Annotated in this window: 15 protein-coding genes; 8 read left to right on the top strand and 7 right to left on the bottom strand. The window is 64.9% G+C overall.

What is annotated here, in order from left to right; genetic code table 11:
• Positions 1–241: 241 nt before the first annotated feature.
• Positions 242–1,753: a malonate--CoA ligase gene (locus VRZ08_RS11970; protein WP_414532664.1), complete on the bottom strand. Its 1,512-nt coding sequence runs from the start codon at positions 1,751–1,753 to the stop codon at positions 242–244.
• Positions 1,754–2,024: 271 nt separating this feature from the next.
• On the opposite strand from VRZ08_RS11970, the gene VRZ08_RS11965 reads away from it, so the two are divergent.
• The 4 genes from VRZ08_RS11965 (at position 2,025) to VRZ08_RS11950 (ending at position 5,115) form a co-directional block, all read left to right on the top strand.
• Positions 2,025–2,600, top strand: a complete 576-nt coding sequence (locus tag VRZ08_RS11965; protein ID WP_164636318.1) for a fasciclin domain-containing protein — start codon at positions 2,025–2,027, stop codon at positions 2,598–2,600.
• 212 nt (positions 2,601–2,812) lie between these two features.
• The gene (locus tag VRZ08_RS11960) at positions 2,813–3,454 is read left to right on the top strand and encodes a cytochrome b/b6 domain-containing protein (RefSeq protein WP_107353828.1); all 642 of its coding nucleotides are present in this window, start codon (positions 2,813–2,815) and stop codon (positions 3,452–3,454) included.
• Positions 3,455–3,547: 93 nt separating this feature from the next.
• Positions 3,548–4,327, top strand: a complete 780-nt coding sequence (locus VRZ08_RS11955) for a molybdopterin-dependent oxidoreductase (RefSeq protein WP_414532663.1) — start codon at positions 3,548–3,550, stop codon at positions 4,325–4,327.
• A 272-nt stretch (positions 4,328–4,599) separates the two neighbouring features.
• Positions 4,600–5,115: a superoxide dismutase family protein gene (locus tag VRZ08_RS11950; protein WP_414532661.1), complete on the top strand. Its 516-nt coding sequence runs from the start codon at positions 4,600–4,602 to the stop codon at positions 5,113–5,115.
• Between the two features lie 138 nt (positions 5,116–5,253).
• Here VRZ08_RS11950 and VRZ08_RS11945 read toward each other — a convergent pair whose 3' ends face one another.
• The gene (locus VRZ08_RS11945) at positions 5,254–6,447 is read right to left on the bottom strand and encodes a YbfB/YjiJ family MFS transporter (RefSeq protein ID WP_414532660.1); all 1,194 of its coding nucleotides are present in this window, start codon (positions 6,445–6,447) and stop codon (positions 5,254–5,256) included.
• Positions 6,448–6,666: 219 nt separating this feature from the next.
• On the opposite strand from VRZ08_RS11945, the gene leuB reads away from it, so the two are divergent.
• A complete protein-coding gene (leuB, locus tag VRZ08_RS11940; protein ID WP_011155795.1) occupies positions 6,667–7,779 on the top strand; it encodes a 3-isopropylmalate dehydrogenase in 1,113 nt (370 codons plus the stop codon).
• 167 nt (positions 7,780–7,946) lie between these two features.
• Here leuB and VRZ08_RS11935 read toward each other — a convergent pair whose 3' ends face one another.
• A complete protein-coding gene (locus tag VRZ08_RS11935; protein ID WP_012493995.1) occupies positions 7,947–8,348 on the bottom strand; it encodes a hypothetical protein in 402 nt (133 codons plus the stop codon).
• Positions 8,349–8,490: 142 nt separating this feature from the next.
• Entirely contained in the window at positions 8,491–9,300 is an 810-nt protein-coding gene (locus VRZ08_RS11930; protein WP_414532659.1) for a hypothetical protein, read from the bottom strand.
• Between the two features lie 114 nt (positions 9,301–9,414).
• On the opposite strand from VRZ08_RS11930, the gene VRZ08_RS11925 reads away from it, so the two are divergent.
• Both VRZ08_RS11925 and VRZ08_RS11920 read left to right on the top strand, forming a co-directional pair.
• Positions 9,415–10,449, top strand: coding sequence for an aspartate-semialdehyde dehydrogenase (locus VRZ08_RS11925; RefSeq protein WP_107342476.1), 1,035 nt, complete (start codon positions 9,415–9,417; stop codon positions 10,447–10,449).
• Positions 10,450–10,608: 159 nt separating this feature from the next.
• Positions 10,609–11,166 (top strand): TIGR00645 family protein, encoded by a 558-nt coding sequence (locus VRZ08_RS11920; protein ID WP_264075102.1) that lies wholly within the window; start codon positions 10,609–10,611, stop codon positions 11,164–11,166.
• A 147-nt stretch (positions 11,167–11,313) separates the two neighbouring features.
• On the opposite strand, the gene VRZ08_RS11915 is transcribed toward VRZ08_RS11920, so the two are convergent.
• Positions 11,314–11,958 carry a carbonic anhydrase gene (locus tag VRZ08_RS11915; protein WP_107342478.1) on the bottom strand — a complete coding sequence of 215 codons (645 nt, stop codon included), beginning with the start codon at positions 11,956–11,958 and terminating at the stop codon, positions 11,314–11,316.
• A 181-nt stretch (positions 11,959–12,139) separates the two neighbouring features.
• Here VRZ08_RS11915 and VRZ08_RS11910 point away from each other — a divergent pair, with 181 nt between their 5' ends.
• Positions 12,140–13,018, top strand: a complete 879-nt coding sequence (locus tag VRZ08_RS11910) for an HpcH/HpaI aldolase/citrate lyase family protein (protein WP_414532658.1) — start codon at positions 12,140–12,142, stop codon at positions 13,016–13,018.
• Between the two features lie 168 nt (positions 13,019–13,186).
• On the opposite strand, the gene VRZ08_RS11905 is transcribed toward VRZ08_RS11910, so the two are convergent.
• Both VRZ08_RS11905 and leuD read right to left on the bottom strand, forming a co-directional pair.
• On the bottom strand, positions 13,187–14,878 hold the full coding sequence (locus VRZ08_RS11905) for a methyl-accepting chemotaxis protein (RefSeq protein ID WP_414532657.1): 1,692 nt from the start codon (positions 14,876–14,878) through the stop codon (positions 13,187–13,189).
• A gap of 696 nt (positions 14,879–15,574) precedes the next feature.
• Positions 15,575–16,180, bottom strand: coding sequence for a 3-isopropylmalate dehydratase small subunit (gene leuD, locus VRZ08_RS11900; RefSeq protein WP_414532656.1), 606 nt, complete (start codon positions 16,178–16,180; stop codon positions 15,575–15,577).
• Positions 16,181–16,218: the final 38 nt, after the last annotated feature.

Here is a 16,218-nt window from a genome sequence, read left to right as displayed (position 1 = left end):
CACCAGACCCCTCCCCGCAAGGGGGAGGGGAGATTTGACGCCCTGCCTCGCGCTATCATAGCTGGCAGTTAGTTCGCCGCCCCATCCCCCGTCATTCCGGGGCGCTCGCGTCAGCGAGCGAACCCGGAATCTCGACGGGGTGGAAACGACTTGGTGCGCAACAATCTCGGGATTCCGGGTTCGCGCTGCGCGCGCCCCGGAATGACGGTGTGTAAGGTGATGGTGAAGGCGCGGCGCGTGATTACTTATAGATATCCTTGTAGGTCTCGCGCAGGACGTTTTTCTGGACCTTGCCCATGGTGTTGCGCGGCAGGTCGTCGACGAAGATCACCTTCTTCGGCATCTTGAACTTGGCGAGCTGGCCGTCGAGGCCCTTGATCACCTGCGCTTCGTCGATGCTGGCGCCCTTGTCGCGCACCACCACGGCGGTGACGCCCTCACCGAAATCGGCGTGCGGCACGCCGATCACCGCGGACTCGACCACGCCCGGCATCGCGTCGATCTCGCTTTCGATTTCCTTCGGATAGACGTTGAAGCCGCCGGTGATAACCAGATCCTTGCCGCGGCCGAGAATGTGGACGTAGCCGCGCTCGTCGATCTTGCCGAGGTCGCCGGTGATGAAGAAGCCGTCGTCGCGGAATTCCGACTTGGTCTTCTCCGGCATCCGCCAATAGCCCTTGAACACGTTCGGGCCCTTCACCTCGATCATGCCGATCTCGCCGCGCGGCAACTCTTTGCCGGTCTCCGGATCGGTCACCCGCGCCGACACGCCGGGCAGTGCCGGACCGACCGCGCCGGGGACGCGGTCGCCGTCATACGGGTTCGAGGTGTTCATGTTGGTCTCGGTCATGCCGTAGCGCTCGAGCACGGCGTGACCGGTCTTTGCCGCCCATTCGCGGTGGGTATCGGCGAGCAGCGGCGCCGAACCGGAGATGAACAGCCGCATATGGCTGGTCGTCTCTTTGGTCAGCCGCGGGCTCTGCAGCAGCCGCGTGTAGAACGTCGGCACGCCCATCAGCACGGTGGCGCGCGCCATCAGGTCCAGAATCTTGTCGGGATCGAACTTCGGCAGGAAGATCATCGATCCACGCGCGAACAGCGTGACGTTGCTGGCCACGAACAATCCATGCGTGTGATAGATCGGCAGCGCGTGGATCAGCACGTCGTCCGGCGTGAAGCGCCAGAATTCCACCAGCGTCAGCGAGTTCGACGCGAGATTGTCGTGGCTCAGCATCGCGCCCTTGGAGCGGCCGGTGGTACCCGACGTGTACAGGATCGCCGCAAGATCATCGGCGCCGCGTTCGACCGTGGCAAACGCCTCGCTGGCCTGCGCGGCCGCGTCGGTCAGCGAGCCCTGTCCGTCCGGCCCGAGCGTTTCGACCGTGGCGCCGACCTTGGCGGCGATCGCCGCGATGCCGTCGCGCTTGGAGGGATCGCACACTACGATCTTCGGCTCGGCATCGGTGATGAAGTAATCAAGCTCGTGCAGCGTATAGGCGGTGTTGAGCGGGAGATACACGCCGCCGGCCCGCACCGTGGCGAGATACAGCACCAGCGCCTCGACCGACTTCTCGGTTTGCGCCGCAACACGGTCGCCGAGTTTCAACCCGCGCGCCACCAGCACGTTGGCGACACGCCCTGCCCGCGCCACTAGGTCGGCGTAGCTGATCTTGTCGCCGGCCGCGGTTTCGATCGCGAGTTTGTGCGGGTCGTCGAGCTTATCGAACAGGCGGGCGAACAGGTTGGCGTTCATGTCGATGTTCCGGTCGCGTCAGGTTGTCGGGAAAGCGCCGTTGATTAGCAAGAACGCTTCGACCAGCGCAACGCCGGAACCGGCCATGGCGCGCCTAAACGAACAAAGTCGCGTTCGGTTTCAGCCTGCGACAAAAAAGAATTCCTGAAACGCGCCTGAAAACCTCCCGTAGCTCGCCGCGACGAGGCGCCCAGACCTTGAAGGTGCACGCCAGCGTCACTCAACCCGCCCGCGGCGATCGCGGGCTGCCATCACTCTCGGGAGACGAACCATGACGAAGCGAATTGCTCTGCTGACCGCCGCCGCCTTCAGCGCTCTGGCGCTCGCCGCCACTGTGAGCGTCCCGGCATCCGCTGAATCCGGCAAGATGATGAAGAGCTCCGGCGACACTGTGATGGTCGGCGGCGCGCCGATGTATCCGTCGAAAAACATCGTCGAGAACGCCGTCAAGTCCAAGGATCACACCACGCTGGTCGCCGCCGTGAAGGCCGCCGGCCTAGTCAAGACGCTGGAGGGCAAGGGCCCATTCACCGTATTCGCGCCGACCAACATGGCGTTCGATAAGCTGCCGGCCGGCACTGTCGATACGCTGGTGAAGCCGGAGAACAAGAAGCAGCTCACCAAGATCCTCACCTATCACGTGGTACCCGGCAAGCTCGAAGCCGCTGACCTCACCGACGGCAAGAAGCTGAAGACGGTGGAAGGCGAGACCCTGACCGTGAAGCGGATGGGCGATCAGGTGATGCTGATCGACGCCAAGGGCGGCAGCTCGACCGTGACCATCCCGAACGTCAATCAGTCCAACGGCGTGATCCACGTGATCGATACCGTGCTGCTGCCGTCGTAATTCCGGGCTCACCTCCGCGGCGCATGATGTCCCCCTGGCGCCGCGGAGGCTGCGGCAAGCTGCCGCGAGCGAGGGCGCGGGCCGGTCAACCGGCTCGCGCTTTCGTGATCCCGCTCGCGCGCGAAGCCGTAATGATCGATAATCGGCAGTAACGAAATCGGCGCATTGCCCGTAATGTCCGGTGCAACCGCTGGCTTCCAGGAATAGGGCCGATGTCTACCACCATCCTGAATGAACCTGCCCCGACAACCACCGTGATCGCCGAGCCCCGCGCCATCCTGCAGCCGGTGTGGGTGCGGGTGATGCATTGGATCAACGCCGCCGCGATGCTGGCGATGATCCTGTCCGGCTGGCAGATCTATAACGCCGCGCCGCTGTTCGACTTTCAGTTCACGCGGGCGCTGACCCTCGGCGGCTGGCTCGGAGGCGGCCTACTTTGGCACTTCGCGGCGATGTGGGTGCTGGTGATCAACGGCGTGCTCTACGTCATCCTCGGCTTCGCCACCGGCAGATTCCGTCGCAAGCTGTGGCCGATCACGCTCTCCGGCATCACCTCCGATTTGTCACAGGCGATCCGGCTGCGGCTGTCGCACGACGACCTCAGCCGCTACAACACAGTGCAGAAGCTGCTTTATGTCGGCGTCCTGATTGTCGGCGTGCTGTCGGTCGCATCGGGCCTCGCGATCTGGAAGCCGGTGCAATTCCATTCACTCACCGCGCTGCTCGGCGGCTACGATACCGCTCGCTACGTGCATTTCGGCGCGATGAGCGCCATCGTGGCATTCTCGGCCATCCACATCCTGCTCGCCGCCCTGGTGCCAAAGGCGCTGCGGGCGATGATTATCGGGCGCTGACCACGAAGCCGTTTCTCCGTCATGACGAGTGCGGCGAAGAAGCCAGAACACGGTGCACTTCGCTCCTCCCATTGACGCCAAGAGGACAAAGATATGCTGCGCATCAACAAACTGCTGATCCCGGGCGTCGACAAGAAGCTGCTGGTCCGCGATGCCGCCAAGCTGATGCCTGACGTGTCGCGGCGGCGCTTCCTCGCCGGCGGTGCCAGCCTCGGGGCGCTGACGCTGCTGACCGGCTGCGACGTGGTCGACGGCGCCTCGGCCGAAACGCTGCTGGCCAAGGTGTCGAAGTTCAACGACGCGGTGCAGGCGGCGATCTTCAACCCGAACACGCTGGCACCGACCTTCAGCGAGAAGGACATCACCCGGCCCTTCCCATTCAACGCCTACTACTCGCTCGACGAGGCGCCGACGATCGACGGCAGCGAGTGGAAGCTGGAAGTCTCGGGCCTGGTGCAGAACAAGAAGAGCTGGACGCTGCAGGAGCTGACGCAGCTGCCCGAGGTGTCGCAGATCACTCGGCATGTCTGCGTCGAAGGCTGGAGCGCGATCGGCCATTGGAGCGGCGTGCGGCTGCGCGATTTCCTCGAGCTGATTGGTGGCGACACCAAGGCGAACTACGTCTGGTTCCGCTGCGCCGACGACTACACCTCGCCGATCGACATGCCGACCGCGCTGCATCCGCAGACCCAGATGACCTTCAAATTCGGCGGCGAGGTGCTGCCCCGCGCCTACGGCTATCCGATGAAGATTCGGATCCCGACCAAGCTCGGCTTCAAGAATCCCAAATACGTCGTGTCGATGGAAGTCACCAACGACTACAAAGGCGGATACTGGGAAGACCAGGGCTACAACTCGTTCAGCGGGTTGTAGTCGCCCCTCACCCGCCCGTCATTCTGGGGCACGCGCAATGCGCGTGAATCCGGAATATCGCGGCTGTTGTGGTCGGCACGTGCCTCGCACGTCGTGATTCCGGGCTCGCTCACTGCGGGAGCGCCCCTGGAATGACTCGTGGAAGTTCTGTCACATCCCAACAGTCTCAAATGGTTCCACGCCTGATCCGCGGCCAATCGCGTGTTGGCGTCGCGGCGGACGCGGTGTTAGCGTCGCGCATCACGTTTCAGAACACGTCACGGGAGGTCCTGATGATGATCCTGCGAGCTTTGTTGTGCACCGGCGCGCTGCTCGGCGTCACCACGGCGGCGATGGCGGCGGACAGCGCCAAGGCGACGCTGAAGAACGTCGAAGGCGCCGAAGTCGGCACCGCACTGCTGACCGAGGGCAGCAAGGGCGTCACCATCAAGCTGGCGCTGAAAGGCCTGCCGCCGGGCGAACACGCTTTCCACATTCACGCGGTCGGCAAATGCGAGCCGCCGTTCACCTCGGCGGGCGGCCATTTCAATCCGGACAACAAGAAGCACGGCAAGATGGCCGAGGGCGGCGCCCATGCGGGCGACATGCCCAACCTCGACGTCCCGGCCTCCGGCGCGCTCAGCATCGACGTCGTCAACGACGCGGTGACGCTCGCCAAGGGCAAGCCGAACTCAGTGTTCAAGGACGGCGGCACCGCACTGGTGATCCATGCCAAGGCCGACGACTATAAGACCGACCCCGCCGGCAACGCCGGCGACCGCATCGCCTGCGGCGTGATCGAACAGTAGCAACCCGCACCGTCATCCCGGGGGGCGCGTAGCGCGAACCCGGGATCTCGATGTTCAGGGCACGCACCCAAGAGACCACGTCGCAATAACATCCGGATTCCGGGTCGCTTGCTTCGCAAGCGCCCCGGAATGACGATGTTAGTTACTTCTCTGCAGCGGCCGCTGGAACGCCGACAGCGCGGCACCAAGCGCCAGCGTTGCGGCGGAGACGGCGAGCGCGGATGACAGGCTGCCGATCGCGTCGGTGATGGCGCCGACCACCAGCGGGCCGAGCGTCTGGCCGATACCGAACGCGATGGTCATCGCGGCGATCGCGCCGGGCCAGGAGGCCTGCGGATAGTTGAAGCGGACGAAGGCGGTCGTTGAGGCCACCACCGCGAAGAACGACACCCCGAACACCAGCGCGGAGGTCGCCAGCATCACGGGCGACAGGCTGAACAGCGGCAGCACGGCGCCGACCGCATTGACGGCGAGGATAATGGTGGTCGACAGCCCGCCGCGATGCAGCGCCATGACCCGGCGCCAGACCCAGGGCGTGACGAAGGCGCTGATCCCGATCAGACACCAGAACGCGCTCTGCGCCGCGGCGCCGCCGCCGGCGTCGCGCACATAGGCGATCATGAAGGTCATGTAGGCGATGTAGCCGGCGCCGAACATGAAGTAGCCGGCCAGATAGATCAGCACCGGAGCGATCCGGAATGGCGCGGCGCGGCCGCCGCCGAGCCCGGCATCGACCCCGATCGGCGCCAGCAGCACCGGCAGCGCCATCGCGGCCGATAGCGCCGCCAGCACCAGCCAGCCCAGCCACCACGAGCCCGGGCCGGCGGCCTGCAGCAGGAATGGTGCGATCAGCCCCGACGACAGGATGCCGATGCCGGGGCCGGCATAGAACAGGCTGAGCAGAAACGCCGACCGCGCCGGCTGCGCCTGGGCGATCGTGGTGGCAAGCGCGCCACCGGCCACGAAGGCCAGCGCCGCGCCGATCCCGGCAATCAGCCGGGCAGCGGACAGCAGCGCGAAATTGCCAGAGATCGCGCACAGCACCAGGGAGGCGACGCAGGCAAGCGTGCCGACCCGCACGATCGCCGCCATGCCGAACCGGGCGACCAGCCGGGACGTCACCAGCGCGCCGGCCAGATATCCGGCTGCATTGATGGTGTTCATGAATCCGGCCGCCGAATACGACCAGCCGAGGCTGTCGCGCATGTCCGGCAGCAGCAGCGAATAGGCAAAACGGCCGATGCCGAGCCCCACGGTCGGCGCAAGCGACAGGATCAGGATCAGGCGCGCGGGATGAGCGGGCGCCGCCTCGGTGCGGTCGAGCAGGGTCAAGGAAGGTCTCCGGCGCGGCCATTGTGACAGCGAATGCGCCCCACCCGCAACACGCACCGGCGGCAACACTGTCTTGCCAAGCCAGCACCGGCGATCTAGCACTCGGCCCCGCGAATTCATTTCTTCCTGTCATGCTCGGGCTTGACCCGGGCATCCATCCTTCTCGAAACGATGGATCGCCGGGTCGAGCCCGGCGATGACGCTTGCAAGGACCCGATCATGGCAACGCACAAACTGCTTCTTCTTCCCGGCGACGGCATCGGCACCGAAGTGATGGCCGAGGTCAGCCGGCTGATCGACTGGCTCAACAAGGCCGGCATTGCCAGCTTCGAGACCGAGCATGGCCTGGTCGGCGGCGCTGCCTATGACGCCGACAAGGTGGCGATCACCGATGCCACCATGGCGTTGGCGCAGGCCTCCGACGCGGTGATCTTCGGCGCGGTCGGCGGCCCGAAGTGGGACGGCGTGCCGTACGACGCCCGCCCCGAAGCCGGCCTGCTGCGGCTGCGCAAGGATCTCGGCCTGTTCGCCAATCTGCGGCCGGCGGTGTGCTACCCGGCGCTGGCGGATTCCTCGAGCCTGAAGCGCGACGTGGTCGAAGGCCTCGACATCATGATCGTCCGCGAACTCACCGGCGGCGTGTATTTCGGCGAGCCGAAGACCATCACCGATCTCGGCAACGGCCAGAAGCGCGCGGTCGACACCCAGGTGTACGACACCTACGAGATCGAGCGGATCGGCCGGGTCGCGTTCGACCTCGCCCGCAAGCGCCGCAACAAGGTCACCTCGATGGAGAAACGTAACGTCATGAAGACGGGCGTGCTCTGGAACGAAGTGATCACCGCCGTGCACGACCGCGAATACAAGGACGTCCAGCTCGACCACCAGCTCGCCGACTCGGGTGGCATGAACCTCGTGAAGTGGCCGAAGCAGTTCGACGTCATCGTCACCGACAACCTGTTCGGCGACATGCTGTCCGACATCGCCGCGATGCTGACCGGCTCGCTCGGGATGCTGCCGTCGGCCTCGCTCGGCGAAGTCGACGCCAAGACCGGCAAGCGCAAATCGATGTACGAGCCGGTGCACGGCTCGGCACCCGACATCGCCGGCAAGGGCATGGCCAATCCGGTGGCGATGCTGGCCTCGTTCGGCATGGCGCTGCGCTACTCGCTCGACATGGGCGCGCTCGCCGACAAGCTCGACGAAGCGATCGCCGCGGTGCTGGCCAAGGGCCTGCGTACTGCCGACATCAAGAGCGAAGGCACCACGGTGATCTCGACTTCGCAGATGGGCGAAGCGATCGTCACCGAACTGCAGGCGCTGCACGCCTGACGACTGGTTTTCGCGGGCCTGCTCCGCGAAGCAGTCTTCAAGAAATCAGATCGACCGCCGGGGCAGCCCCGGCGGTCACGTCGAGCAAAAACAAAAAACGCCCGCCGAATTCGGCGGGCGTTGTCGTTTCAGGCGCTGTCTCGGCGGCGGCGGGTGCCGCGGGCCGATCAGTACAGCGGGAAACCGGTCGGAGAGCCGCCGAGATCGGAGGCCGGATTGAGCGGCCAACGGTCGAGCGGACGCTGGCCGTTCTCGCGCGCGAACGAGTAGCCCGGCGGGAAGGCGTAGTCGGAGAAATGGCGTTCGCCCGGCTGCACTTCGGTGCCGGCGTCGAGCCAGGACCGCTTGGTGACGTACACACGTGTGCGGGGGCCGGCCTGATAGACCACGTTCGGGCCGCGGGAGCCGTAGCGGATCTGGTCGGAGGTGCCGTAAACCCGCTTCTTCTTCGGAGCGGCATCGGCATTGCTGACGCCGATCACGGCGACGGCGGCTGCCGCGAGCAGCACCGGCAACAGTCTGGCGGCAGTGGATTTCACGAACATCGGGGTCCCCATCGGCAGGCGCATTCCAGGTTCGTCCTTTGTAGCCGCCGCCGCACACCGGCCACAAGATCAATCCGGCAACACCGGCCGACAATCATTCAATCCGGCCGTCGCCAAAATGTTGCATCAACTCCAGGGCGTTACGCCGCCCCGGCGGGTCTCCAGCTCATAGCCGGCCGCGCAACGACGGGTCCTGCGGACCGGTCAGCCAATCGCCGGACGCCGCCGAAGCCGCGGACTGATTCGGCCCGCAGCTGCCGCGCCGCAGCTGGGCCTCGGCAAACGCCGCGGCCGTCGCCGCATCGCCGCTCAGCAGCACCAGCCGGTCGAGCAGACAGGCCACCGCGGTTCGGCGCTGCGGCGCGGTGTCGCCGCGGCAGGAGAAACCGGAAATCCGCAAACTTGCGGCATCGATGGCTTTGACGAAGCCCAGACAAGAACCGGACGGACGGTCGCCGCCCGCAAGGCTGAACAGCGGCACCGGGCCGAACTTAGTGTCGATCACGCCGGCGGTCTCGATCGTCGCGGTCCCGCCCGGGTCCATCCGAGCCGCCAGGGCGGCTTCGGCCGTGGCGCGGGACGTCTCGCTGCCGACCCGGTAGATCTCGATCTCGGCCGCCACCGGTTCGCCTGGTGTAGCGAGGCGCAGGATGTCTTTGCGGCCGCCATCCGGGTGACGCAGGATTTCGGTGGTCTCGGTCTTGCCCGGCCAATCAAGCTGGCTGAGCGCGTAGGCCGGCTGCGACCGCGTCGCCACGCTCCAGCCCGGTCCGGCCTCGGCGGTGGTCGCCGCGGTGATCGCGGCGTCGGTCAGCGGATTGGCCGTGTAGAACACGATCAGGCCGATCAGCGCCAGCGCACCCACATAGGCCATCACCCGCAATACCGCGTCACGGCACTCGTCGGCGAAGCTGTCCAGCGCCGGATGAATCCGGTGCCGGGAGGCTGCGGCGCGGAGGGCTGGGCTGCTTCGCATTGCGTGGGCTCGAACGGGTATTACGTTGTGTCCGAGGCGTTTCTCGCATAGAAGCGCTGACTTCTCCTTGCTGCGGCATGCCGCAGCGGAGCAAATTCCTTCGGAGAGTGAACGATGGGTTACAAAGTCGCGGTAGTGGGTGCGACCGGCAATGTCGGGCGTGAAATGCTCGCCATTCTGGACGAACGCAAGTTCCCGGCCGACGAGGTGGTGGCGCTGGCATCGCGCCGCTCGGTCGGCGTCGAGGTGAGCTACGGCGACAAAACCCTGAAATGCAAGGCGCTTGAGCACTACGACTTCAGCGACGTCGACATCTGCCTGATGTCGGCGGGCGGCAGCGTGTCGACCGAATGGTCGCCGAAGATCGGTGCGCAGGGCGCGGTGGTGATCGATAATTCCAGCGCGTGGCGGATGGATCCGGACGTGCCGCTGATCGTTCCGGAAGTGAACGCCGCGGCCGCCGCCGGCTTCACCAAGAAGAACATCATCGCCAACCCGAACTGCTCGACCGCGCAACTCGTGGTGGCGCTGAAGCCGCTCCATGACGCCGCCAAGATCAAGCGCGTCGTGGTGTCGACCTATCAGTCGGTGTCAGGCGCCGGCAAGGATGCGATGGACGAGCTGTTCTCGCAGACCAAGGCCGTCTACACCAACGACGAGCTGGTGAATAAGAAATTCCCCAAGCGGATCGCCTTCAACCTCATCCCGCAGATCGACGTCTTCATGGAAGACGGCTTTACCAAGGAAGAGTGGAAGATGGTGGTCGAGACCAAGAAGATCCTCGACCCCAAGATCAAACTCACCGCGACCTGCGTGCGCGTGCCGGTGTTCGTCAGCCATTCCGAAGCGGTCAACATCGAGTTCGAGAACCCGATCACCGCCGACGAGGCGCGCGAAATCCTGCGCAAGGCGCCGGGCTGCCTCGTGATCGACAAGCACGAGCCGGGCGGCTACGTCACGCCGTACGAAGCCGCCGGTGAGGACGCCACCTACATCAGCCGCATCCGCGAGGACGCGACGGTGGACAACGGCCTGGTGCTGTGGTGCGTCTCCGACAACCTGCGCAAGGGTGCGGCGCTGAACGCGATCCAGATCGCCGAGGTGCTGATCAACCGCAAGCTGATCACCGCCAAGAAGCAGGCGGCGTAATATCAGGCAGCCTGCACGAACCGCGCAGTTCGCGTTGCTCGAAATCAACAATGGCCGGGGCTCGCCCCGGCCATTCGCGTATCAGGGCCATGATCGGTACTGACGAAGTCACGGCGAGACGCTAGGCTGGTTTCCGCTTCACCAGCCTTGATGCGTGCCATGACCGATCAACCTCATCCTGCAAAATCCCGCGCGCCCGGCAGCCGGGTTGAGCGCGGCTTCGAGACCGTGCTGTTCAACAGCCGCTGGCTGATGGCGCCGTTCTATTTCGGCCTCGTCATCAGCCTCGCGGTGCTGCTCTACAAATTCGTGATGCTGCTGTACGAATTCATCGTACACGCCACGATCGCCAAGGAAGCCGATATCATCCTCGGCGTGCTCAGCCTGATCGACGTGTCGCTGACCGGCAATCTGGTGCTGATCGTGGTGTTCTCCGGCTACGAGAACTTCGTGTCGCGGATCGATCCCGGCAATCACCCCGACTGGCCGGAGTGGATGACCAAGGTCGACTTCTCTGGACTGAAGCAGAAGCTGCTGGCTTCGATCGTGGCGATCTCGGCGATCCAGGTGCTGAAAGCGTTCATGAACATCGACAGCTACGACCAGACCAAGCTCGCCTGGCTGGTCGGCATCCATCTGGTGTTCGTCGCCTCGACGTTGATCCTCGCGCTGTCGGACCGGCTCGGTCATCACGGCGACGACAAAGGCGGCCATTAGCCGCCTTCGGCCGTCTCTCTCCCTAAACAGCGTCATGCGCGGGCCTGACCAGCGCATCCATCCCGCACGCAGCGCGGTGAAGAGAGCTGAGAGCTCTAACAACGCGACGGATTGCCGAGCCGAGACCGACGATGGCGTCGCGCCGCCTCACACCACCTTTACGGCCGGCACGAACTGCTTGCTCTCCTGATCGAGCACGAACAGATCGCCGTCGGCGACGCCGAAATAGGCGCCGTGGAGTTGCAGCTTGCCGCGCTCCACCAGGATCTTGACGCAGGGGAACGTCATCAGGTTCTCGATGCTGCGGAACACCGCGGCCTTTTCGATCCGGGTGCGGAAGTCCTGCACGGTTTCGTGGTCGCGCTTTTCGACCACTTCACCCGGCTTGGTGAACATCTGCATCCAGCGGCCGATGAAGTCGCTTTCGGTCAGCGGCGGGGTCTTGTCAGTGAACGCCTTGATGCCGCCGCACAGCGCGTGGCCGAGCACCACGATATGCTTCACCCTCAGCACCTGCACGGCGAACTCCAGCGCCGCCGAGACGCCGTGGGCGCCGCCGTCTGGCTCGTACACCGGCACCAGATTGGCGACATTGCGCACCACGAACATTTCGCCCGGCCCGGCGTCGAAGATCACCTCCGGCGAGACGCGGCTGTCGCAGCAGCCGATCAGCATCACTTCCGGCGACTGACCGCGCTCGGAGAGTTCGCGGAAGCGGCTCTGCTCGGTCGGCAGCCGCTGCGTCCGGAACGCCTCGTAACCGTCGATCAGTGACTTCGGAAAGGATGTCATCGGCGCAGTTCCCTCCTTCGGGGTGCGGGGGTGAGGCGCGTCGGCGAACGATACCGCCGTCACAACGCGCGCGGCCAGATGCCGCTCGCATAATCACAGGACGGGGCCGCGAACAAGCCTTCCGACCGGATGATCCAGATGCTATCGGCTCGGACGTTTTCGTGACGCCGAAGGGGGAACCATGATTCGACCGCGCCGCAGCCTGTTGTTCATGCCGGGATCAAACGCGCGGGCACTTGAAAAGGCCCGGCTGCTGCCCGCCGACGGCCTGATCCTGGACCTCGAAGACGCGGTGGCGCCGGACGCCAAGGATACGGCGCGCGATCAGATCGCCACGGCGGTGGCCGCCAAGGGCTACGGCAAGCGCGAGATCCTGGTGCGGATCAACGCACTCGATACCGCGTGGTGGCAGGAGGACATCGCGATGGCGGCGAAGGCAGGGCCGGACGGCATTCTGGTGCCGAAGGTCTCGACCATCGAAGACATCGCCACCGTCGGCAACAAGCTCGCCGAGCTCGGCGCCGATCCGTCGATCCGGGTCTGGATCATGATCGAGACCGCGCGCGGCGTGCTGCACGCCGAAGAGCTGGCGGCTCAGAAGCAGGATGCAAAGTCGCGTCTGGAAGGCTTCGTGTTCGGCCCGAACGACATTTCCCGCGAGACCGGGATCCGGATGCTGCCCGGCCGCTCCACCATGCTGTCGATGATCACGCATTGCGTGCTCGCCGCGCGCGTCCACGGCCTGATCGCGCTCGACGGTCCCTATAGCGACATCGGCAATGTCGATGGTCTCTCGGAAGAGTGCGCGCAGGCCCGCGATCTCGGCTTCGACGGCAAGACCCTGATCCATCCCGGCCAGATCGACGCCTGCAACGCGGCCTTCACGCCGCCGCCCGAGGACGTCGCCCAGGCCCGCAAGATCCTTGCGGCGTTCGAGCGGCCGGAGAACCAGGGCCGCGGCGCGATCCAGCTCGATGGCCGTATGGTCGAACGCCTGCACGCCGAGATCGCCAAGAAGACGATCGCGATCGCGGATGCGATCGAAACGGCTGGCCACTAAGCGCCACGGACATCACTCAGTCGGGAGTCATTCCCGGGCGCGAACGAGAGCTCGCGAATCCGGAATCCTGAGATTGTCGTGCGACCGGCGGTGCTTTGAACGTCGAGATTCCGGGTCCGCCGCTTCGCGGCGTCCCGGAATGACGGAGCTTGGGAATAAGCCTTCCGATCAGGCTGCCCTTACCGACGCTAGGAAGTTGCCGACCTCGGCGCGGAGGCGGCTGCTCTCGCTCGACAGCGATTTGGCGGCCGACAGAACCTGCACCGAGGCTGCGCCGGTCTCGCGGGCGCCGGCCTGGACGCGGGCGATGTCCTCGTCGACCTGCGAGGTGCCATGGGCGGCGTGCTGGATGTTGACCGCAATGTCCTTGGTGGCCATGCCCTGCTCTTCGACCGCGGAGGCTATCGAGGAGGAGATCTCCGACATCTGGCCGATGATCGAGCAGATCTCCTTGATGGCCGCTACCGACTCGCCGGTCGCCGCCTGAATGCCGGTGATCTGCTGGCCGATCTCGCCGGTGGCCTTGCCGGTCTGCTCGGCCAGCGCCTTGACCTCCGACGCCACCACGGCGAAGCCGCGGCCTGCTTCGCCGGCGCGGGCGGCTTCGATCGTCGCGTTCAGCGCCAGCAGATTGGTCTGGCCGGCGATGTTGCTGATCAACTCGACGACGTCCCCGATCCGGGCCGCAGCGGCCGACAATTCGCTGACCCGTTCGTTGGTCCGGCGCGCCTGATCGGCCGCCTCGTTTGCCACGTTGGCGGAGGTCTGCACCTGCCGGCCGATCTCGTGCACCGACGCGGTCAGTTCCTCGCTGGCCGACGCCACCGACTGCACACCGGCAGAGGCTTCCTGCGACGACGAGGCGACGCCCACCGCCAGTTCGAGCGAGCGCGCCGCGGTCGAGGACAGCGAGTGCGCGGCGGCTTCCAATTCGTTGGCGGCCGACGACACGGTCTTGATGATCTCGCCGACCGCGTCTTCGAACCCGTCGGCGAGCCGCGCCATATCGGCCTTGCGCTGCTCGGCGGCAAGATGCTCCTGCCGGCTCTTCTCGGCGGCCTCCTGGTTCGCCTTCTCCTCGGCGTTGGTCTTGATCGCGGTGATCGCCTTGGCCATGCCGCCGATCTCATCGCTGCGGCCGGCGCCAGGGATCACCACGTCGAGCATGCCGGCGGCCATCGCCTGCATGGCGGCGGTGAGACGCACCAGCGGACGCACCATTCCGACTGCGAGACCGGCGACGCCGAGCGCGATCAGCAGCGCCGCAAAGCCCGACAGAATCCACACGATGGTCGAGTAGCTGCCGACCTGCCGGGCGGCTTCGGTTTCGAGTTCGGCGTTCTCGGCATTGGCGCGTTTGACGATATCGTCGATGACGGCGCGATGCGCCGCATAACTCGCATCGAGCTTGCTATAGGCGGCTTCGGCCGCCGCCTCGTCACCTGCGCTCAAGGCCGGGATCAGCTCCTGCTCGGCCGCTCTCCAAAACTTCTGCACCGCCGCGTCGGAGTCGACGGTCAGACGCGTCTTCAGGGCCGGATCGAGTTCGGAGCCCGACCAGTATTTCTGCCGATCGAGATAGTCGCGGTGCAGCTGCTCGAGCTTTGCCGCATGGGCGCGCCATTCGGACGGCCGGCGCAGCGCCAGCGTCGCTTCCAGATAGGCTTCGATCACATAGGCCGGTGGCGGCAGGATGTCGGCGACCAGATCGTTGCCGAGCTTGATCTGCGAATACAACGGCCCGCCGACCCGCAATTGATTGAGCGCCATGAAGTTGGTGGTCAGCATCGCCGTGAGGCTCACCAAAACAACCACGGCGAAAGCGACGATCATCGAGGTGATCGAAAGACGAATTTTCATGACGTTTAGTCTCGGGTGGATCGGTTTCGATCTGATTAGTTCCACCGGCTTAAGACGACGTTACGCCACGGGAGAATCCGCTTCTAAAGATCGTAATCATACGAGGTGAGAATGACATACTCCCGTCATTCAACGAACACGCGAACGCACGATTCTACGCAACGCAGAACCGTTTTCAGATCAATTCCGATCGGGTGAATCGCGCCGCGTCTGCGTAGTTAGTTCGAGATGGGGCAGGCCGCAGACCTCCGTCATCCCCAGACGCAACTTCAAACCGCGTAGCACAGCATGCATTGCGACGATGCGGCGCGCGAGTCCATACGACGATCGTGGCAGGGTCACGGATCGTGCCACCGCCACACTTGGCATCGTCGTTGCCCTCGATTCGATGCACGCGGCGGCGTTACGGGTTGAGAAGCTTGAAGTAAGCGGAGACGCAATTGCGTGATTGCATAGCCCGCTTCATCGATGGATCGAAGCCACCGCTCCGCGGAGCCCGCGATGCCGAACGCCCACTCTCGCCGCGCCGTTCTCGGACAACCCGAGAATCCGTGCTTTGAGCCGACGTGACGACGAAGACGAAAATGGCCGGGGCGAGCCCGGCCATCACGAAGCTTGATCGGCGAACTTTCCGACAGACCGACAGCGGCAACGTCGGTCGCGGCTTGTATGCCGGCCAAGCGAGAAAGCCGGGCGTTACGCCCAGGCGCGCTCGGTCTTCAGCTTGGTCTCGTAGGCGTCGATCGAGGGCTTCTTTTCCAGCGTCAGGCCGATGTCGTCGAGACCGTTGATCAGGCAGTGCTTCCGGAACGGGTCGATCTCGAACTTGATCACGCCGCCGTCCGGACCGCGGATTTCCTGCGCCGGCAGGTCGATCGTCAGCGTAGCGTTGGAGCCGCGCTCGGCGTCGTCGAATAGCTTGTCGAGCTCGGCCTGCGACACGCGGATCGGCAGCACGCCGTTCTTGAAACAGTTATTGTAGAAAATATCGCCGAACGAGGTCGAGATCACGCAGCGGATGCCGAAATCGAGCAGCGCCCAGGGGGCGTGCTCACGGCTCGAACCGCAGCCGAAATTATCGCCGGCAACCAGGATCTTGGCGCCGCGATAGGCCGGCTTGTTGAGGATGAAATCCGGGTTCTCGCTGCCGTCGTCCTTGTAGCGCTGCTCCGAGAACAGGCCCTTGCCGAGACCGGTGCGTTTGATGGTCTTCAGATACTGCTTCGGAATGATCATGTCGGTGTCGACATTGATGATCTTCAGCGGCGCCGCGACGCCTTCCAGCGTGGTGAACTTGTCCATCGTCAGGTCTCCGGGGTTTGGAATGGTCTTAGCGCCCC

It is taken from the genome of Rhodopseudomonas sp. G2_2311, assembly GCF_047501505.1.
GTDB classification, from domain to species: domain Bacteria; phylum Pseudomonadota; class Alphaproteobacteria; order Rhizobiales; family Xanthobacteraceae; genus Rhodopseudomonas; species Rhodopseudomonas palustris_H.
The sequence above is the reverse complement of the archived record's forward strand: the minus strand, read 5'-3'. Positions and strand labels throughout refer to the sequence as shown.